Origin of the sequence: Marixanthomonas spongiae (genome assembly GCF_003095375.1) — a bacterium.
GTDB classification, from domain to species: domain Bacteria; phylum Bacteroidota; class Bacteroidia; order Flavobacteriales; family Flavobacteriaceae; genus Marixanthomonas; species Marixanthomonas spongiae.
Map to the genome: position 1 here is coordinate 42,473 of NZ_QEHR01000005.1, position 20,236 is coordinate 62,708.

Genomic DNA, 20,236 nt, shown 5'->3' on the forward strand with positions numbered 1-20,236 from the left:
AATGAAACGCAAGTTTCTCAAAACGGGCGATGGGTCTATGACCATACATCTGCCCGATTGGGACGAACAATACCACTCTAAGCACGGGGCCATCGCCGAAGCCCAGCACGTTTTTATTAAAAACGGGTTGTTGCATTGCTGCAATACTCACGAAGCCAGCACCTTTTCCATCATGGAAATTGGTTTCGGTACGGGCTTAAATGCGTTTTTAACCCTCTTAAAGGCCAAAGAAAAGAAACTTCAGATAAATTATACGGGGATAGAGGCCTATCCAATACCTGCCGAAGAATTGCCGGGGTTGAATTATCCTGAGCAATTGAACGCAAATAAAGATACTTTTAAAAACCTTCATACTTCCAACTGGGGACTGCCAGTCCAGATTTCGCCAAATTTTCAGCTTACCAAACGAAAACAATTTTTTTCAGAAATAGAAGCTATCGAAGCGTTCCATCTTATTTACTTCGATGCCTTTGGAGCTCGCGTACAACCAGAACTTTGGACTTTTGAGATATTCAAAAAAATGTATCGGGCGCTGAAAACCAATGGGGTTTTGGTTACTTATTCGGCAAAAGGCAGCGTACGCCGAAATATGAAAGCAGTAGGTTTTACCGTGGAGCGATTGCCTGGCCCACCCGGAAAAAGACAAATGCTTCGGGCTACGAAAATTCATCAATAGTCTTTGTGAAATTTTTAACGGCCTGCTTCTTAATATTGCGTTAAGTGCTATTGCCGTTGGTTGTATATGCTGTAACTTTAAAATAATAGGTATAATAAGATACAATATTACAATTGCGTTGATTTATGAAAGTATTGATAACAGGAGCAACAGGATTGATAGGCACCCAATTGACGAAAGAATGCCACAATGCAGGCATTAGCGTAAATTATTTGACCACAAGTAAGAAAAAAATAGAAAACAAGCCCAACTACAAAGGATTTTACTGGAATCCGTATAAAGAAGAAATCGATCCCGATGCCTTTACCGATGTGACTACTATTATCAATTTGGTAGGAGCTACCATTTCAAAACGGTGGACCAAAAGCTACAAAAAAACCATTATCGAGAGCCGTACCCAAACGGCCAACCTCATATTCAAAACCCTTAAAAACAACAAAACGAGTGTGCGGCATTTTATTTCGGCCAGTGGGGTGAGTATTTACCCCAACAGTGAGTCCCGTTTGTATACCGAAGAAGACACCGCTGTGGACGACACGTTCTTAGCCGAGGTGGTTCAAAAATGGGAGGCCTCCGCAGATCAATTTAAAAAACTGGACATGCGGGTGGCCAAAGTACGTACCGGCGTAGTGCTCGCCGAAGAAGAAGGTGCGTTCCCAAAACTTTTAAAACCTATCGAAAAAGGATTTGGCGCTCCACTGGGCAGTGGAAAACAATGGCTTTCTTGGATCCACATCGATGATATTGCGTGTGTTTACGTTCATATCATAAAAAACGGCTTAAGGGGTATTTACAATGCGACCGCCCCCAACCCGGTGACCAATGAAAAGATGACCCGTAAAATTGCTTCGTATTTAAATAAAGACCTGTGGTTGCCCAATGTCCCTGGGTTTGTACTGCGGTTAATCCTTGGCGAAATGGCTGTATTGGTACTCAAAGGGCAGTTGGTAAGCTCCAAAAAATTGGAGGAAAGCGGTTTTGAATTTCGGTACGTCAATGTGGCACCGGCGATAAAAAACCTGCTTAAATAAAAAAACGGCCCAAGTAGAGCCGTTTTTTGATAATGAAATTTTCAGTGGTATTATTTTTTGGCGACCAGCGAAACGGTAAGCTCAATATCGTCGCTTATAAATTTATCACCCAAATTGTCATAAACCGATTTTGAACCGTAGTTAACGCCCCATTTGGTGCGGTCTATGGTAAACGGTTTGCTTTCCAAAGTTATTTTGTCAACATCCATGTTTACTGTAGCCGGAAACTCAATATGGTTGGTTTTGTCCTTAATGGTCAAGTTTCCTTTTACCATACTGTGGTCTCCCATAGCTTCAATGGCAGTTAACTGGAAAGTGGCGGTTGGGTATTTGTTTACGTTGAAAAAATCGCCTTCTTTTCCTTCAACAGTCCCCATTAAATGCGCTTCTAAGTTTGCTTTTTTCTCGCCTTCCAGGTCTTCATCATTAATGGTTTTCATATCAATGACAAACTTACCGGCCTCTACTGCATTGCCCTTTACCATAAGGGTGCCTTCGGCGATGTCGATGGTGCCGTGGTGGCTTCCCGTCGGTTTGGTGCCATGCCATTTAATAGTGGAAGCACCTGCGTCCACCTTATAATCTACGGCTTCGTTGGTAGCTTCGGCCACTGTTTTGGCTTCAGAGGTTTTTGCTTCATTTTTGGAATCGTTGCACGAAACAGCCCCTATTGCTATAAAGGCTATCAACATGCTGTTGATGATTGTTTTTTTCATAGTATTGATTGTGTTTTTATAGTTTTGGCAAAAATATGCTTTTTAGGTGTTCATATTCTTAAAATACTATTAAAATAAATGTGTTGACATTTTGTCATTTCTTCTGAAATGGCAGTACTTTTGCAACTTTCAGAAAAAAACAAAAATGATCTCGTTTATGAGCAAGAAAGATAAAACCCAGAAAGAACAGGTTGTCCAAGAAGAAGAGGTGGCAACTCAAGAGCAAGAACAGACCAAAGATACTGCCGAAACGGAAAGTAACGGGCAAGATAAGATAGCACAGCTTCAAGAAGAAGTTGAAAAAGAAAAAGAGCGCTACCTTAGGTTGTTTGCAGAATTTGAAAACTATAAGAGAAGAACCGGCCGCGAACGGGTAGAATTGTTTAAAACCGCCGGGCAAGATGTCATTACCTCCCTGCTTCCCGTAATGGATGATTTTGACCGTGCTTTGAAAGAAATTGAAAAAACAGAAGACGAAAATCTGTTGAAAGGAGTGCAGCTCATTCAGAATAAATTAAAGGAGACACTCCGTTCTAAAGGGTTAGAGCCCATAAAAACCGAACAGGGCGACACCTTTGATGCCGAAATACACGATGCGGTAACGCAAGTGCCTGCTCCGTCGGACGATCTAAAAGGAAAAATAGTAGATGTAATTGAAAAAGGGTACACCTTGGGTGAAAAGATCATCCGGTTCCCAAAAGTTGTGATAGGCCAATAATTTATGAAGGAAGATTATTACGAAATACTCGGAATAGATAAAAACGCCTCGGCGGCAGAAATTAAAAAAGCATACCGCAAGATGGCCATTAAGTACCATCCCGATAAAAACCCCGGTGATTCTGAAGCTGAAGAGCTATTCAAAAAATCTGCTGAAGCTTATGAGGTATTGAGCAACCCCGATAAGAAAGCCCGGTACGACCGTTTTGGCCATCAAGCTTTCGATGGTGCCGGTGGTTTTGGCGGTGGCGGTATGAATATGGACGATATCTTTAGTCAGTTTGGGGATATTTTCGGCGGTGCCTTTGGTGGCGGTGGCGGCTTTGGCGGTTTTGGAGGCAGAGGCCGTAGAACCGTAAAAGGGAGCAACCTCCGCATTCGCGTGCAACTTACCTTAGAAGAGATAGCCAACGGTGTAGAAAAGAAAATCAAGGTTAAACGTAAAAAAGTTGCAAAAGGCACTACGTACAAAACCTGTTCTACCTGTAACGGTACGGGACAAATGACCCGTATTCAAAACACTATATTAGGTCGCATGCAAACGGCAACTACTTGTAACGTATGCGGTGGCAGCGGTCAAATTGTAGACGAAAAACCCTCAAACGCCGATGCCCACGGCATGTTGGCCACCGAAGAAACGGTTTCTATAAAAATCCCTGCAGGCGTAGAGGATGGGATGCAACTTAAAGTTTCAGGAAAAGGGAACGATGCCCCCGGAAACGGAATTGCAGGCGATCTTTTGGTTGCCATAGAGGAAAAAGAGCATCCCACCCTGCAACGCGAGGGTGATAACCTACATTACGACCTATATATAAGTTTCCCAGATGCCACTTTGGGGGCTTCAAAAGAAATCGACACCGTTACCGGAAAAGTTAGAATTAAAGTAGAGGCCGGGGTGCAAAGCGGAAAAATTTTACGCCTGCGCAACAAAGGGATACCAAGCATTAATGGTTATGGTACCGGCGATCTTCTGGTTCATGTTAACGTATGGACACCAAAAACGTTGAGCAAAGAACAACGTGCTTTTTTCGAGAAAATGGTTGATGATGAACATTTTACACCGAAACCTGAAAAAGAAGATAAATCGTTTTTTGAAAAGGTAAAAGATATGTTTTCTTAAATAAACGTTAATTAAATAATTTTTACTTATATTTGATTTATCGCTACGCTTTGTAGCGATAATTTTTCTTTTTCATAGCAATTTTTTTCCCACCCTTTATGTTAATAGAGGGTGGGTTTTGTTTTTTTGAATATTCCTATAAACTACACAATAGCTGTATAGCTTACGATATACTTTTTTTCAGAAATACTCGAAAAACCGTAACGTTAAAGAATTTCTTGGCACTAATAAATTAAAAATTGGTAAAATGATATTTGTCTTCAAAGGCATTTCAATACTTTTACCGAATCGATTATAAACTATATGGAAAAACTTTTAGTGGCCCACAATGTTTCCAAATCATTTGGCAAGCACACCGCAATAAACAATATTTCGGTCGAGGTTCCCAAAGGCAGTGTTTTTGGGCTTTTGGGGCCAAACGGAGCAGGAAAAACAACATTTATCCGCGTGATCAACCAAATCACCATGCCCGATACGGGTACGGTGATCTTAGATGGTGAACCTTTGCAGCCCCATCACATACAATATATTGGCTATCTGCCCGAAGAACGGGGCCTGTACAAGTCCATGAAAGTAGGGGAGCAGGCATTGTATTTGGCACAATTGAAAGGCTTGAGCAAAACCGAAGCAAAAGAACGCTTAAAATATTGGTTTAACCGTTTGGAAATAGGCGATTGGTGGAACAAAAAAATTCAAGAACTCTCCAAAGGTATGGCACAAAAAATCCAGTTTGTGGTCACCGTGCTACACCAGCCAAAATTGTTGATCTTCGATGAGCCTTTTAGTGGGTTCGATCCCATCAATGCCAATTTAATTAAGGACGAAATATTAAAACTGCGCGACGATGGTGCCACCATTATTTTTTCGACCCACCGTATGGAATCGGTCGAGGAAATGTGCGACCATATTGCCCTTATCAACAAAGGGAACAAAATATTGGACGGTAAATTGATAGACATTAAGCGGAAATACAAATCGAACACCTACGAAGTGGGCATACAAACAGCATATCCCGATGTGGTCACGGCCGATTTAAAACAAAAATTCAAGCTCTTCCCGGCTACCTTTAAAAGCATCAACAACGAACTGCAGTATAAAATACAGATTCCGGAAACCCATACGGCCAACGATTTGATAACCTATTTAATAGGTAAGGGTGAACTTACCCACTTTGTGGAGGTCATCCCTACAGCCAACGATATATTTATAGAAACGGTACGCAACAACTAATTATAAAGAACCATGAACCACCTTCCGCTCATACTCAAAAGGGAATATTTAAATAAAATACGCAACAAGTCGTTTATTATCATGACGTTTTTAAGCCCGTTGTTGCTGGTCGGTATTTTTACCTTGGTCGCTTATCTTTCAAACATCAATAACGATAGTGTGCGCACCATTACCATTCTTGATGAAAGCCGATTGTTTGTCGATCAATTTGAAGATACCGGCTCCATACATTACAAACCGTTGAACGATATCACGTTGGCCGAGGCAAAGAAACTTTCCGAAGAATCTGAATATTATGGTTTTTTGTATATCCCCAAAACACAGACCATCGATGAGCTGGCCAATAAAATCACTTTTTATTCTGAAGACTCTCCATCCTTGACCATTATGGGCGATATTCAAGATGCCATAGAAGAAAAAGTAAACACCGAAAAACTGCAGGAAGCAGGGATCGACCCTAAAAAAATAGACCAATTGCGCATTAATATAAACACCAACCTGGAAACCTATGCCGGGGAAGAAACCTCCAAGCTGGGATCGGGCCTTAAATTGATTTTTGGTGGCGCAGCGGGCTATTTATTGTTTATGTTTATCATCATCTACGGAAATATGATTATGCGCAGTGTAATCGAAGAGAAAACCAGCCGCATTATCGAAGTGATCATTTCTTCGGTAAAACCCATAAAACTACTGCTGGGCAAGATTTTTGGAACCACATTGGCTGGAATCACCCAGTTTGTGGCGTGGCTAATTTTAATAGGGGTATTCGGCCTTGTGGTTACTTCGGTATTGGGCATAGACCCTTCTACCGTGCAAACGCCACAACAGCAAATGATGGAGGCCAATGGCAGTGGGGTTGAACAAATAGCGGCAGAAGTAATTCGTGAAGTAACCTCGCTACCGATAACCAATTTGATTATTATGTTCATCCTGTTTTTCATTGGCGGTTATTTGTTATATGCCTCTTTATATGCAGCTGTTGGTGCGGCGGTTGACAGCGAAACCGATACGCAGCAATTTATGATGCCCATCCTTTTACCGTTGATCTTGGCGGTTTATGTAGGGTTCTTTACCGTTATTGACAATCCGCACGGTACGGTTTCGCAAGTGTTTTCATTTATCCCGTTCACCTCGCCCGTGGTGATGTTAATGCGCATTCCATTTGGGGTGCCAATTTGGCAACAAATTGTTTCGGTAATTATTTTATTTGCTACTTTTATGGGGATGGTTTGGTTTGCGGCAAAAATATACCGGGTTGGTATTTTAATGTACGGAAAGAAACCGAGCTACAAAGAATTAGTGAAGTGGCTTAAATACTAACAATGGTTCAAAAGGAGGACGTTTCAGAAAAAATTGAAGAGGTTGTAAAAGAAGATATCTGGGGCGCTATCCAGGAATTTCTCCAAATGGGAATTCATTTTGGCGAAGGTGATAAGCGGGTGAGCATAACCATTGGCTTGTTGCTCTTGCTAATAGCTTCCATATTTGTTGCAAGCCTTATATTAAAATGGATACGCAAAATCTACACCCGTAAAATGGTCGAGGGTGATAAACGGAAGTTTATCAGTGTGTTCAAGTTTATAAAATACGTTACTTACATTGTTGTTTTTATTTCGGTTCTAAGTGTTGCCGGGTTTAATATTACCCCGCTTTTGGCAGCATCGGCAGCTTTGTTGGTTGGTTTTGGCCTGGCGCTCCAAGACCTTTTTAAAGATGTGATTGGCGGTATTTTTATCATTCTTGATAAATCGTTATTGGTGGGCGATATCATTGAACTCGAAGGCAAAGTTGGCCGGGTTACCGATATTAAGCTGCGCACCACCCGCGCCATTACCAGGGACGATAAGATTATCATTATACCCAACAGTAAATTTATTACCGATACATTGTACAACTATACCCAAAACCACCGTACAACAAGGGAGTATGTTAAGGTTGGGGTGGCTTATGGCAGCGATACCAATTTGGTGCGCGACCTGCTTTTGCAAAGTGCGGCAAAACAAAAAGGAGTGTTAAAAAGTCCTAAACCTTTCGTATTATTTGAGGATTTTGGTGATTCAGCACTTATATTTAGTGTTTACTTTTATATTGGCGACAGTTTTGTCGATCCCCGTATTAAAAGTGAAATGCGTTTTCGCATAGAACAATTGTTCAGGGAAAACCAAATCAACATCCCGTTCCCGCAACGCGATGTGCATTTGTTTCAAACTAAAAAATAAAATAACTTGAAAAAGAGAAAGAACCCACTTTTAAAAAACATTTTCACCCTTTTTTTTATTCTAATTTGCAGTACCGCTTTTGCACAGACCACCGATCTTGCCAGAGTTGAATATTTGCACATTCCCTTTTCAAAATCTGATAATTCCATACAACGATATCGAGCCCTTGCTCAAATTCCCATTCCTGTCGATGAAGATAAAAACGGCATTTTTGTCGTTGGGCTGGAATACCGCTATGTGGACTATTCCTTAAAAGATGAAGAAGACATCGCTGCTTTTGGTGAACACATGGTCAACTCCTCCCAACGTATGTACAGTTACTTAGGCTACACTTGGAAACCCAATGACACATGGCGTTTTGGTGCCAAAGCAGGAGCGCGGATCAATTCTACTTTAGAAGGGAAAATAGGTGGCGATGATATTGTTTATGAGTTTGGCATTTACTCCATTTTGGATAAAAAAGATGATACCACCGTCGCCAAACCCTACCGTCTTATTTTAGGCCTTACCTATTCCACAACACCGGGCCGTAATTATCCGTTACCCCTTATTAATTATTTTAAAGAGTTCCATCCCAATTGGACCTTTACCTTGGGGGTGCCTAAGACCAATGTACGCCACTATTTAAACGACAGCCATAAAGACGCCATACAGGCTTTTGCCACCTTGGACAATATCTTCGCCAACCTGCAAACCAATTTTGTCCCGATGTCACCACAAAACCCCAACGGAAAACAGGTGGAAAACATAGAACACACCATCGGGCTTTTGGGATTAGGCTACGAGCATTTTTTTACCGAACATTTCCTTTTTTATGGTTATGCTGCTCACTCGGTCTATAATAACTTTAGGCTGGAAAACAACGATGGCGATAAAATTTATGAAATAAACACCACCAACACCCCCTATTTTAGAGCTGGACTAAAATTTAAATACTAAGCTATGCCAAAGATTTTAATTATTGAAGATGAAGCGTCCATTCGCCGCGTCTTAGTGAAAATCCTTACCGAAGAAAACGATACCTACGATGTTACCGAAGCCGAAGACGGTCTGGAAGGCACCGAACTCATTAAAGATAAAGACTTCGATCTCGTACTCTGCGACATTAAAATGCCAAAAATGGACGGGGTAGAAGTGCTGGAATCCATTAAAAAAATAAAACCCGAAACGCCTATCGTCATGATTTCGGGCCACGGCGATATCGAAACCGCTGTAAATACGATGCGTATGGGTGCGTTTGATTATATTTCGAAACCACCAGATTTAAACCGCTTGTTGAATACCGTTCGCATTGCCTTGGACCGAAAAGAACTGGTAGTGGAAAATACCCGTTTAAAGAAAAAAGTGAGTAAGAATTACCAAATGATCGGGGAGTCTGACGAAATTGTGCACATAAAAGAAATGATCGAAAAAGTGGCCCCAACCGAAGCTAGGGTGCTCATTACCGGCCCCAATGGTACTGGAAAAGAATTGGTCGCTCATTGGTTGCATCAAAAAAGCGATCGCAACAAAGGCCCCATGATCGAGGTAAACTGCGCCGCCATACCCAGCGAATTGATAGAAAGTGAACTTTTTGGCCACGTAAAGGGCGCCTTTACCAATGCCAATAAAGATCGTGCCGGTAAGTTTGAAGCGGCCAATAAAGGTACTATTTTCTTAGATGAGGTAGGCGACATGAGCCTTTCTGCCCAAGCAAAAGTACTGCGGGCCTTACAAGAAAATAAAGTACAGCGCGTAGGGAGCGATAAAGACATAAAAGTGAATGTACGCGTTATTGCCGCTACCAATAAAGACCTGAAAAAAGAGATTGAAGAAGGTAACTTCCGGGAAGACCTCTACCACAGGTTGGCAGTAATATTGATTAAAGTACCGCCATTAAACGAACGCCGGGATGATATTCCGTTATTGGTGGATTATTTCAGCAAGAAAATAGCCGATGAACACGGAACGGCCCACAAAAAATTCTCAGAAAAAGCCCTTAAAAAATTAAAAGAATACGACTGGACTGGAAACATACGGGAGCTTCGCAATGTGGTAGAACGATTGATTATCTTGGGCGGAAAAGAGGTAAGCGAAAAAGACGTAAAACTATTTGCAACCAAATGAATATTGTATGAAAGCATTTAATATTTCAGATTATAAAGTTTCTAAGAAAGTAATCATTGAAGAAACAGCTACAAAAGTAGATTTAGGCGCTTCAGAAGACGAAATAAAAGACGCCTTGCGCACCACCCGGAAAGACTTGGCGAAATTTCAGGATACCATGTACGCCCACGGAAAATACGCTGCCTTAATTTGTTTACAGGGAATGGACACTGCTGGGAAAGACAGCTTGATACGTGAAGTTTTTGAAGAGTTCAACAGTCGGGGCGTAGTGGTGCACAGTTTTAAAACGCCTTCAAAAAACGAACTGAAACACGATTACCTGTGGCGGCACTATATTGCGTTGCCACAACGGGGAAAATTTGGGGTGTTCAACCGCACGCATTATGAAAATGTATTGGTAACCCGCGTACACCCCGAATATATTTTAAATGAAAACCTGCCTAATATCACTAAAGTTTCAGATATTGACGAATCCTTTTGGCAGCAACGTTTTGAACAGATCAACGCCTTTGAAAAAACACTTTCTGAAAACGGCACCATCATTTTCAAATTCTTTTTGAACATCAGCAAAGAAGAGCAAAAACACCGCTTGTTGAGACGGCTGAACAAAAAGGAGAAAAACTGGAAATTCTCGCCCGGCGATTTAAAAGAACGTAAACTGTGGGATGAGTATATGGAATGTTACGAAGCTGTATTGAACAACACTTCTACTGAATATGCGCCTTGGTATATTATTCCTTCGGACAGTAAAAAAACTGCCCGCTATTTGGTTTCAAAAATCCTGTACGAAACCATGACCAGTTATAAAGATATTAAAGAGCCTGAATTAGCGCCTGAAATCGAGGCTAAAATTTCAGAATACAAAGAACAGCTGAAGAATGAATAATATATTAGAAGCAACCCTAATAAAAGGACAATGAACGGGGATTTGTTCCGTTATTAAAATCGAAAACACATGCTATGAAAAAACAAATTACTTTTCTTTTATTAGTATTATTTATAGGTCATTCTTACGCCCAAAAAGTGAATACCGAAGACTCGCTTACCATCCGTAACCTTTACGATATGGCGTTGTTAAACGGGAAAAGCTACGATTGGTTAGACCATCTATCCAACGAAATTGGAGGGCGATTATCGGGTTCTTTGGAAGCACAACAAGCCGTGGAATATACCGAAGCCGAACTGAAACAACTAGGGCTTGACAAAGTTTGGCTGCAACCCGTTATGGTCCCAAAATGGACGCGCGGCACCAAAGAGTACGCCTATATTGAAACCGCTCCTGGCGTTTCCACTACAACTAATATTTGTGCATTAGGTGGTTCTGTAGCCACCCCTGCATTAGGGCTTAAAGCTGAAGTGATCGAAGTTCAGGGCTTGGACGACTTAAAAAACTATGGTCGTGAGCAAATTGAAGGTAAAATCGTGTTTTACAACCGCCCTATGCAAGCCAACCTAATCAACACCTTTGAAGCCTACGGCGGTTGCGTGGACCAACGCTACGCTGGTGCTGCAGAGGCGGCCAAGTATGGCGCGGTGGGCGTTATCGTGCGTTCTATGAACCTGCGCCAAGACGATTTGCCACATGCCGGTTCTATGAGCTATGGCGACATACCGGCGGACCAACGTATTCCAGCCTGTGCCATCAGTACCAACGGGGCCAATTATTTAAGCAGCGCCCTGGGTATAAAACCCGATCTTAAATTCTACTTTAAACAAAACTGCAAAACCTTTGACGATGTAAAATCGTATAATGTAATCGGTGAAATTACAGGGTCTGAACATCCAGATAAGTACATTGTAGTGGGCGGCCACTTGGATTCATGGGATTTGGGCGACGGCTCCCATGACGACGGTGCCGGTTGCGTACAATCTATGGAGGTGTTGCGCTTGTTTAAAAAAATAAACTATAAACCCAAGCACAGCATTCGTGTAGTATTGTTTATGAATGAGGAAAACGGTTTGCGCGGCGGAAGAAAATACGCCGAACAAGCAAAACTGAAAAACGAACAGCATATTTTCGCTTTGGAAAGCGATGCGGGAGGCTTTACACCGCGCGGGTTCTCCTTTGATACCGATGAAGCCAACTTTGCGCAAATTGAAAGCTGGAAACCGTTGTTTGAGCCGTATTTGATCCATTCGTTCACCAGGGGTGGAAGCGGAGCAGACATAGGCCCATTGAAAGATGAAAACATCGTATTGGCCGGTTTACGTCCCGATTCGCAACGTTATTTTGTTCACCATCACGCTGCTAATGACACGTTTGACGCCATCAACAAACGCGAATTGGAATTGGGCGGTGCCACCATGGCCAGTTTGGTGTATTTAATTGATAAGTACGGAACGAAAACAGCGACGAGCGACGTAAAAAATTAACCTGACCCCACCCCTACCACCAAACCACAAAGAATTTTTCAAGTTTCCCCTTTTGTTTTTTATATACCAAAGGGGATTTTTTAAGGTGTATCAATACTGAAACACGTTCTTCTGCTTCAGAAAAAGAAAACCATTCGGTCAAATTTTTAGGAGGGAGCAACCATTGTTTCTTATCAGGGATTGCAAATTGGGCTTCGGGATTTTCTTCGCTTTCAAATTCTAAAAAAGGAATATACGTTCCCAAGACACAATCTTGATACTGTTTTGGAAATTTTTCTATGTTAAAGTTCTTCGGAATAAAGAGAAATGATTTAATGCACACCTGCTGCTCAATAGTATTAACGTCAAGTTTTAAACCTTCTAAAATTGCAGCAGTTTCAGAAGCATGGAGCAATGGAAATTGTTTTTCTTTAACCTTATCCAATTTTTCTTGCAGCCTGTCTTTGCGATTGGGGCCAATCCATTTCGCTTCGTAGCTGGGGCCTAAACGATCATCAAACAGATAAAATTTGCAGGCTAGTTCAATATGAAGTGTTTTGTTGGTTTTGGTATCAAAAACCAAATAATCCAATTCGCCCAAGGTTTGCGTTTCGCCTTGTATTTGAGTGTTGGCAGCGAGCAATCGGTAACGTTTAGATTGTTTCAGCAAAAATTCAAAACAAGCTTCGGCCTGTTTTCCCAACATCGTTTTTTCAGGAAATTGAAATAAAGAGCGGTCAATTCCTTCTTCAGAAAAAGAAAAGAACGAAAAAGGAAAAGAACCTGAAACAGCTGTAAGTTCCGGTGCTTTTAAAAAATAATCTAATGTATGTTTTGAAATAATATTGTGTTTTCGGCTTTAAACATTTAATTTTCGACATTCGACATTCGACATTCGACATTCGACATTCGACATTCGACATTCGACATTCGACATTCGACATTCGACATTCGACATTCGACATTCGACATTCGACATTCGACATTCGACATTCAATTACCTCTTCACCACGCTTTCATACTTTTCAATCCACTCATCAACGGTCATCTTCCCAACCAGTTCTGCCATTAAATCAAAAGGTATTTTCTTTGGGTTTTTAAACCGGATACAGCTTTTTCCCATATCGAGTTTGTTAGAAGCATGCTTGGGCCACTCCTTGGTAAACCAATTTAAAAGATCGGGATCACTATAAATTCCGGAATGATAGAGTGCAATATGGTTTTTTTGAGAAGCCAGATTTATAAATGGAAGCGGTTGCTTTGGGTCGCAATGATAGCCATCGGGATATCGGGAATGCGGTACGACGTAACCCAACATTCCGTAGGTCATTTGTTCTTCAAACCCTTTTGGGAGGTTTTTTAAAATAATATTTCTGAATTTCGAAATAACTTCTTTACGATCTTCAGGAAGTTCGGCTATGTATTGCTCAGGTGTTTTGGCGTTAGATTGCATCGTTTTAAATTTTACCGAAAGTTACCAAATTTAACCCGATTGGGTTTGCTACCTTTGCCCAAAATTTTTTCAACTTGTTAAAACGGTACACTAAAGAATTCAAATACAACATCCGTCTGGCAACGCCCGTAATTTTGGGAATGCTGGGCCATACGGTTGTGGCATTGGTCGATAACATTATGGTAGGGCAGTTGGGCACGGCCGAGCTTGCTGCTGTTTCGTTGGGAAACAGTTTTATGTTTATTGCTATGTCCATCGGTATTGGGTTTTCCACGGCAATAACGCCATTGGTAGCCGAAGCAGATGGCGAAAACAACTTCGAGACGGGAAAATCTTCATTTAAACACGGCTTGTTCTTGTGTACCATGCTGGCCATTTCGTTATTTATAATCCTGTTGTTTGCCAAGCCGTTGATGTACGTAATGAACCAACCCGTTGAGGTGGTCGATCTCGCCATGCCGTACCTTAATTTAGTGGCTATATCAATCATTCCATTGGTGGTTTTTCAGGCGTTTAAACAATTCAGTGATGGGTTGTCTATGACGCGCTACCCTATGTACGCCACCATTGTGGCCAATGTGGTGAACGTTATTTTAAACTATATTTTTATCTTCGGAAAATTTGGCATGCCGGCCTTGGGCGTGGTAGGTGCGGCCATTGGTACCTTGGCATCTCGGGTTATCATGGTCGTGTATTTGTGGTATATATTGTCGCAACACCATAAGTCGCGCGATTTTGTACTGAATATCAAGTTTTTCACATTATCGAAAGCGATGCTGAAAAAAGTATCCAATTTAGGAAGTCTTTCGGCTATGCAAATGTTTTTTGAAGTGGGAATCTTTACATCAGCAGTCTGGTTATCGGGAATCTTAGGAAAAAACCCCCAAGCAGCCAACCAAATTGCCTTGAACCTATCATCCATGACCTTTATGGTAGCTACTGGTTTTAGCGTGGCTGCTATGATACGGGTAGGAAACCAAAAGGGATTGCGGCGATTTTTGGAGCTACGGCGCATCACGTTTTCCATTTTCCTGTTGTCCACCTTGATGGCCATTGTGTTTGCCGTTTCGTTTATGATTTTCAACACTGCTTTTCCCAAGTTGTACTTGGATTATGATAATGTGGCCGAATTTGCCGATAATTATGAAGTGGTTTCCATCGCTTCCAAATTGCTGTTTATCGCTGCAATCTTTCAGATTTCCGATACGGTGCAAGTGGTTGCTCTGGGAGCGTTACGGGGTATGCAAGATGTTAAAATCCCTACCTTGATTACTTTTATTGCGTATTGGTTAATTGGATTTCCTATAATGTACTACCTAAGTACATATACCGAATATGGCAGTTCAGGCATTTGGTTCGGGCTTTTGGCAGGACTTACCGTTTCGGGCATACTGTTATTCATCAGATTTAATTATCTTTCAAAAAAATTGATTGCAAGTAAGGCAGGCGCAGAACTTGACTAATTTTATAAAAACAGAACTATGACGTTACCAAAATATATTTTAGGCGATAATACCGATTACCCCACCGCTATTTTTGTAATCCATACTGAATTTCCACGTTTTATCATCAACTTGGAAGACGATGAAGTGGAATGGTTAGAAGAATTCGACAACCACGACCAGAAAGAATTAGAGTCAGAAACCGAAAATTACATAAAAGAAGCTACCGAGTTTTACGACCGCGAAGTAGCCCGTTACGAAGATGATTGAAGAACTGCTGAAATATGACACCGAACTTTTCCTATTTCTGAATCAGTTAGGAAATACCTCTTGGGACGGCTTTTGGTTGATTGTTACCGAAAAATGGTCCTCCATTCCCATTTATGCGGTTTTATTGTACTTGGTGTATAAACACTACGGCTTAAAAGGAACTTTAGTTGTACTGGTAAGTGTCGCCTTGATGATTACCGCAACCGACCAATTGGCCAATTTGTTCAAACACGGAATAAAGCGTCCGCGTCCGTGTCAAGTAGAAGCCTTGCGCGAAACCATGCGCTATGTAGCGGTACGTTGCGGCCGCTATGGCTATTTTTCGGCACACGCGGCCAGTACCATGGCAGCCGCAGTGTTTTTGAGCTTGTTGTTAAAAAAATGGTACCGTTACTTGCCCTTTCTACTATTATTTTGGGCAGCCGTAGTGGCGTATAGCCGTATTTATCTGGGCGTTCACTATCCGTTGGACACCATTACGGGCATGTTTTTTGGAGCGTTGATAGGGCTGTTGTTTTATCGAATTCAGCTTAGGGGACAACGGCGGTTTGTAAAACCTTAGCGGTTGGAATAGGAGTATGACACTTCGATACAACTGTTCAATAATTCTATTCTTGAACAGCCACTCAGTGGCCTTGATTGTTTGCAAAGGTTTAAATATGGTTTATAAACCCTTCCGACCCTACGGGCCACCCCCGCCTGCCACAGCATTCGGGCAGGTTCCTTTACTAAGGGAAGAAAAGCTGCTTCGTATAAATTCGGCAGACAGTGGAAAAACAAAGGCTAAAACCAAGGTTGCTGAGTGAATAGTCCAGAATGGAATTTTGGACTATTCGTATCGAAGTGTCCAAGTGTTATTTCTTGACCACATACAAATCCCGATACAACCGATCACGGTGCGTGCGACTTCCCGGAGCATTTGGGTTCATATCGTAGCGCGTTACTTTCTTGATGGTATAATGTTTAAATTTTTTTCTAAAAAACTCTTTGTCCGGTTCCGCGACGAGTACGCCAAACCTGTCTTCAGCAGGCATTTTAAAGCGGTCGTCTTTTTTCAATACTTCAATGGGCTTGCCGTATTCCCAGATCATCTCGGGCGTAAAGTAGGTGAGTTCATAGACCTTTAAATCGGTTTTCTGTTGCCAGTCGTTCAGTTTGGCCAGGCTTTTATATTCAGGATTAACGGTTAAGGTTTTGGCGAGCGGCATCCCAAAACAGATAATCGCGGCGATAAAAGCAATGGTTAAATAGAACACCGGTTTTATTTTTTTCTGAACTAATTTTTGAAGTATAAAAAAACCGATTCCGAATAGAACAATGGAAAGCGCGATATACCAGCCCCAATTTCCTGAAAGCGCATCTGCGCCCAAAAACAAATAGCCTCCAATAGGAAAAACGAGACCGATGGTTGCAATCAATCCGAAGTTGAAATACACCGGAAAGGTTTCCCGTTTATCTGATATTTCAGAAAACCTTCGGAAAAGATATTCTATATAAAACCCCGTGTTCAATGCCAACGGAATCAATACCGGCAGCAAATAGCGCGATTTTTTTTCAGGGATAATGGAGAGCAGCACCACCGAAACCACCGTCCATAAAAAAGTGAACAAATATGCCTTTTTATTAAAAACCCGGTTTTTTAAATAGGGATACAGTAACCCGATAAAAGCTGGAATAGTCCAAACGCCGCTTTGTGTAAAAAAGCTCCAGTAATAATAAAACGGACGCACGTTGTAACTGGTCCAGTTGGAGGTCTCCTTTTGGGTAATGGCGGCTACGTCTTGCGTGTCAAACGTATAGGTGTACCAATGCCACCAACCTGAAACGGCGAAAGCAACAATCAAGAAAAGCAAAAGAGGAAGGATACGGCTCTTAAAATTCCTGTATTTATACACGATTCCGAAGGAAATTAAAAAAGGTATGAACAGCGCATATAATGACACTGGCCCTTTGCTCATAAACGAAAACCCAAAAAACAAGGCAGCGATTAAAGCGTGCTGATATTTTTGTTTTTCCGAAGTAAAAAAGAGGTATAGTTGGTAAACACACACCATCATAAAACCGTGTGTAAATATATCCCATTGGCCGTTGCGCCCGGCAAAGACAATGTAAAACGACGTTGCCATAATCAAGGAGGAAATAAAGGCATACGTCCTGCTTCTTGTAAATTTTAAAGCCAGTTTATATGAAAACAAGATTAAAACAACCGTAATCAAAGCGGCTGGGAGCCTAAGCGCAGTTAAGCTTTTTAACCCAAATATTGCTGCCGAAACAGCCGTGAGCCAAGTGGGCAAGGGCGGTTTTTGATAACGGGGCTCGCCATTGAGGGTGGTCAACAGCCAATTGCCGTCGTGCAGCATCTCGCGAGCGGTCGTAAAGTTTCGCGCTTCCATGATGTTCACGAAAATAGCATCAAGGTTCACAAAAAAGATGGCAATGCAAACGAGAATCAGTATGACGATATGTAGTCTTTCAATTTTCAAACTGGCGCTGTTTTTTCCAAATGAATATATTTCTTACATAAATAATTAAACCCGCGATATGGCCAACAAACAATACTGGGTCCTCCCTAAAAATAGCGTAGGTCAATATCAACGAAGCCCCAACTACGCTCATGCGCCAAAACCCAACAGGCAGTTGCGAGGTTTTGGTTTTTTCGGAATACAGCCATTGATACACAAACCGCAGCGTAAAGAGCAGTTGCGAAAAGACTCCCAAAAGCAACAACCACAACGGTATGTTCTCGTTATTGAACAGTTGATCCAAATCGTATTCGCCATTATTATAAGCATAAACAACGATAAAAATTGGGAAGGCGAGCAAAAACAATTGAAACCACTTGGGTGACTTTTGCCATTCACCCTGTAAATGAAGGTTTCGTATGTAAATAAAATAGGTAAGTGATTGGCCCAACATAATGGCAAAATCGTCCCGTAAATAACCATACACAAACAATAAAAAAGAGGCCAACAAACTCAGTTTCCAGAATAGGGAAGGCGTGATGACGCGTTTGCTTTTTTCCGAAAGGATCCACTGCACCAACAAACGACCCGAAAAAAGCGCTTGCGCCAAAAACCCGATGCCGTAAATAAGCCAATCGCTCATCCTTTGTCTTTCACTTGGTAATTAATGTATTTTTTTTTCATCCACAAATATGCAAAACAGTCCACCAAAGGACCAAACAGCCTGTTCCAAAGGCCGTATTTTGCTGTTCCTGCCATGCGTGGAAAATGCTGAATGGGAATTTGGATTATTTTTCCGTTTTGCAACAAGATCATAGCTGGTAAAAAACGGTGCAATCCATTGAACATGGGGATGCGTTTGGCATAATCGGTTTTGATTACTTTGAGCGGACAACCCGTGTCGTCCATTCCGTCGTGGGTAAAGGTACGGCGGATGCCATTGGCGATTTTGGAGGACATATTTTTTACGAATGTATCTTTTCTATCAGCTCGAACTCCTGTAACCAAATCGTATTCGCCAATGTGTTGCAACAGTAGGTTAAAATCTTCTGGTGCCGTTTGCAAATCGGAATCAATATATCCTAAAAGTGGTGTTTCCACATAATCGAAACCGGCTTTTATGGCAGCGCTCAACCCACAATTTTCGGCAAAAGAAATGTAGTTAAAAGCTTCATTTCTTTGGCAAATAGCTTCAATTAGTGCTTGGCTACCGTCTGAAGAGCCGTCGTTCACAAAAAGAATTGCTGTTTTTTTAATCGAAATTTTCGTGTAGGCCAGCAGTTCTTTTTCAACCCGTTGAAGGTTGTCTTCTTCATTGTACACCGGGACAATTATGGTAAATTCGTACATATAAGGTTGCAAACTTGTTTGTGCAAAAGTATTTCTTTTTTACTGAATAATTCAGAAACATAAAAAAAGCTGTTACTTTGTAACCTGAAAAATGCAATATGAAGATACTCGTAACAGGCGCAGCAGGGTTTATAGGATCACACACTTCGGAACGATTGGCCAAAATGGGCCATCAGGTTATTGGGATTGATAATTTCTCTCCATATTATAATATTGAGCTGAAAGAACTGAATGCCAAAGCCCTTTCTGAAAAAGGAATCGAAATATTGCGTTTTGACCTTCGTACCGATAATCTTGTTGAAGCGCTTCCTGAAGATTTAGACTATATTTTTCACTTTTCGGCCCATCCGGGTATTTCGAACACTTCGACTTTTGAAGATTATTTTTCAAACAACATTTTAGCGACCAAAAACCTGATTGATTTTGTGCTTCAGTGTAAAAAAACACCGTTTATTGTCAACATTGGGACGTCCTCAATTTACGGCCTAGAGGCGACATTCCCCGAAAATGTAGTCCCAAAACCCGCCTCGTGGTATGGCGTAACAAAATTGGCCGCCGAGCAATTGGTGTTGGCAAAATCCCGTGAAGAAAAACTACAATCCACTTCATTACGATTGTATTCGGTCTATGGCCCAAGGGAACGTCCCGATAAGCTTTACACCCGTTTAATTGACTGTGGTTTGAACAACAAACCGTTTCCGTTGTACGATGGCAGCGAAAAACACCTGCGCAGTTTTACCTACGTACAAGATATTGTGGATGGGATTGTAAGTGTTATTGGGAAAGAAGATATAGCAAATGGTGAAATTTTCAATCTGGGCACCGAAGAAGAAAGCACTACCGCAACCGGAATTGAAACTGTAGAAAACTTACTGAACACCAAGATAGAAATTTCGGCAAAACCTCCGCGTGCTGGCGATCAATCCCGTACCAAAGCAAATATAGATAAGGCAAGGAAATTATTGAATTATAATCCTACAACCAATTTGGAAGAAGGGTTGAAAGCGCAAATTGCTTGGTTTAGAACTAAATTCAATTAAATTATTACTCTTTTTTTCAATCGGCAGTTTTTATATATCATTTTAAATGTTA

Annotated in this window: 21 protein-coding genes; 15 read left to right on the plus strand and 6 right to left on the minus strand. The window is 41.4% G+C overall.

Annotated features, from left to right (window positions below):
• The first annotated feature begins 1 nt into the window (after position 1).
• Together mnmD and DDV96_RS08385 are read left to right on the plus strand one after the other, a co-directional pair.
• Positions 2 to 676 carry a tRNA (5-methylaminomethyl-2-thiouridine)(34)-methyltransferase MnmD gene (mnmD, locus tag DDV96_RS08380; RefSeq protein ID WP_116694319.1) on the plus strand — a complete coding sequence of 225 codons (675 nt, stop codon included), beginning with the start codon at positions 2 to 4 and terminating at the stop codon, positions 674 to 676.
• A 125-nt stretch (positions 677 to 801) separates the two neighbouring features.
• Positions 802 to 1,707, plus strand: a complete 906-nt coding sequence (locus tag DDV96_RS08385; RefSeq protein ID WP_116694320.1) for a TIGR01777 family oxidoreductase — start codon at positions 802 to 804, stop codon at positions 1,705 to 1,707.
• A 50-nt stretch (positions 1,708 to 1,757) separates the two neighbouring features.
• Here DDV96_RS08385 and DDV96_RS08390 read toward each other — a convergent pair whose 3' ends face one another.
• Positions 1,758 to 2,423, minus strand: coding sequence for a YceI family protein (locus tag DDV96_RS08390; protein ID WP_116694321.1), 666 nt, complete (start codon positions 2,421 to 2,423; stop codon positions 1,758 to 1,760).
• 157 nt (positions 2,424 to 2,580) lie between these two features.
• On the opposite strand from DDV96_RS08390, the gene DDV96_RS08395 reads away from it, so the two are divergent.
• From DDV96_RS08395 to DDV96_RS08435, 9 genes are all read left to right on the plus strand, one after another.
• A complete protein-coding gene (locus DDV96_RS08395) occupies positions 2,581 to 3,141 on the plus strand; it encodes a nucleotide exchange factor GrpE (protein WP_116694565.1) in 561 nt (186 codons plus the stop codon).
• A gap of 3 nt (positions 3,142 to 3,144) precedes the next feature.
• Complete coding sequence (dnaJ, locus tag DDV96_RS08400) at positions 3,145 to 4,260, plus strand: molecular chaperone DnaJ (RefSeq protein ID WP_116694322.1); 1,116 nt, start codon at positions 3,145 to 3,147, stop codon at positions 4,258 to 4,260.
• A 303-nt stretch (positions 4,261 to 4,563) separates the two neighbouring features.
• Positions 4,564 to 5,490, plus strand: a complete 927-nt coding sequence (locus DDV96_RS08405; protein ID WP_116694323.1) for an ABC transporter ATP-binding protein — start codon at positions 4,564 to 4,566, stop codon at positions 5,488 to 5,490.
• 12 nt (positions 5,491 to 5,502) lie between these two features.
• Positions 5,503 to 6,810 carry an ABC transporter permease gene (locus DDV96_RS08410; RefSeq protein WP_116694324.1) on the plus strand — a complete coding sequence of 436 codons (1,308 nt, stop codon included), beginning with the start codon at positions 5,503 to 5,505 and terminating at the stop codon, positions 6,808 to 6,810.
• A 2-nt stretch (positions 6,811 to 6,812) separates the two neighbouring features.
• Positions 6,813 to 7,709, plus strand: a complete 897-nt coding sequence (locus DDV96_RS08415; protein ID WP_116694325.1) for a mechanosensitive ion channel family protein — start codon at positions 6,813 to 6,815, stop codon at positions 7,707 to 7,709.
• A gap of 6 nt (positions 7,710 to 7,715) precedes the next feature.
• Positions 7,716 to 8,648: a DUF6268 family outer membrane beta-barrel protein gene (locus DDV96_RS08420; RefSeq protein ID WP_240607692.1), complete on the plus strand. Its 933-nt coding sequence runs from the start codon at positions 7,716 to 7,718 to the stop codon at positions 8,646 to 8,648.
• 3 nt (positions 8,649 to 8,651) lie between these two features.
• Positions 8,652 to 9,815 (plus strand): sigma-54-dependent transcriptional regulator, encoded by a 1,164-nt coding sequence (locus DDV96_RS08425; RefSeq protein ID WP_116694326.1) that lies wholly within the window; start codon positions 8,652 to 8,654, stop codon positions 9,813 to 9,815.
• 7 nt (positions 9,816 to 9,822) lie between these two features.
• Entirely contained in the window at positions 9,823 to 10,701 is an 879-nt protein-coding gene (locus tag DDV96_RS08430) for a PPK2 family polyphosphate kinase (RefSeq protein WP_116694327.1), read from the plus strand.
• Positions 10,702 to 10,775: 74 nt separating this feature from the next.
• On the plus strand, positions 10,776 to 12,188 hold the full coding sequence (locus DDV96_RS08435; RefSeq protein ID WP_116694328.1) for a M20/M25/M40 family metallo-hydrolase: 1,413 nt from the start codon (positions 10,776 to 10,778) through the stop codon (positions 12,186 to 12,188).
• Between the two features lie 13 nt (positions 12,189 to 12,201).
• On the opposite strand, the gene DDV96_RS08440 is transcribed toward DDV96_RS08435, so the two are convergent.
• Both DDV96_RS08440 and DDV96_RS08450 read right to left on the minus strand, forming a co-directional pair.
• Entirely contained in the window at positions 12,202 to 12,873 is a 672-nt protein-coding gene (locus DDV96_RS08440; RefSeq protein ID WP_116694329.1) for a DUF1853 family protein, read from the minus strand.
• Positions 12,874 to 13,164: 291 nt separating this feature from the next.
• Positions 13,165 to 13,620 carry a DUF1801 domain-containing protein gene (locus DDV96_RS08450; RefSeq protein WP_116694330.1) on the minus strand — a complete coding sequence of 152 codons (456 nt, stop codon included), beginning with the start codon at positions 13,618 to 13,620 and terminating at the stop codon, positions 13,165 to 13,167.
• 74 nt (positions 13,621 to 13,694) lie between these two features.
• On the opposite strand from DDV96_RS08450, the gene DDV96_RS08455 reads away from it, so the two are divergent.
• Genes DDV96_RS08455 through DDV96_RS08465 form a run of 3 tightly spaced genes read left to right on the plus strand, consistent with a single transcriptional unit; the run spans position 13,695 to position 15,894 of the window.
• The gene (locus DDV96_RS08455) at positions 13,695 to 15,083 is read left to right on the plus strand and encodes an MATE family efflux transporter (protein WP_116694331.1); all 1,389 of its coding nucleotides are present in this window, start codon (positions 13,695 to 13,697) and stop codon (positions 15,081 to 15,083) included.
• An 18-nt stretch (positions 15,084 to 15,101) separates the two neighbouring features.
• Positions 15,102 to 15,332 (plus strand): hypothetical protein, encoded by a 231-nt coding sequence (locus DDV96_RS08460; protein ID WP_116694332.1) that lies wholly within the window; start codon positions 15,102 to 15,104, stop codon positions 15,330 to 15,332.
• Positions 15,325 to 15,894, plus strand: a complete 570-nt coding sequence (locus DDV96_RS08465; RefSeq protein ID WP_116694333.1) for a phosphatase PAP2 family protein — start codon at positions 15,325 to 15,327, stop codon at positions 15,892 to 15,894. The genes DDV96_RS08460 and DDV96_RS08465 overlap by 8 nt, the downstream gene beginning before the upstream one ends.
• 292 nt (positions 15,895 to 16,186) lie before the next feature.
• Here the strand turns inward: DDV96_RS08465 and DDV96_RS08475 are convergent, their stop codons facing one another.
• The 3 genes from DDV96_RS08475 to DDV96_RS08485 are packed head-to-tail and all read right to left on the minus strand — an operon-like array spanning position 16,187 to position 19,144.
• Entirely contained in the window at positions 16,187 to 17,815 is a 1,629-nt protein-coding gene (locus DDV96_RS08475) for an ArnT family glycosyltransferase (protein ID WP_116694335.1), read from the minus strand.
• Positions 17,805 to 18,437: a lipid-A-disaccharide synthase N-terminal domain-containing protein gene (locus DDV96_RS08480; protein WP_116694336.1), complete on the minus strand. Its 633-nt coding sequence runs from the start codon at positions 18,435 to 18,437 to the stop codon at positions 17,805 to 17,807. Before DDV96_RS08480 ends, DDV96_RS08475 begins: the two co-directional genes overlap by 11 nt.
• Entirely contained in the window at positions 18,434 to 19,144 is a 711-nt protein-coding gene (locus tag DDV96_RS08485; RefSeq protein WP_116694337.1) for a glycosyltransferase family 2 protein, read from the minus strand. Before DDV96_RS08485 ends, DDV96_RS08480 begins: the two co-directional genes overlap by 4 nt.
• Before the next feature lie 98 nt (positions 19,145 to 19,242).
• Here DDV96_RS08485 and DDV96_RS08490 point away from each other — a divergent pair, with 98 nt between their 5' ends.
• A complete protein-coding gene (locus tag DDV96_RS08490; RefSeq protein ID WP_116694338.1) occupies positions 19,243 to 20,184 on the plus strand; it encodes an NAD-dependent epimerase/dehydratase family protein in 942 nt (313 codons plus the stop codon).
• Positions 20,185 to 20,236 lie beyond the last annotated feature (52 nt).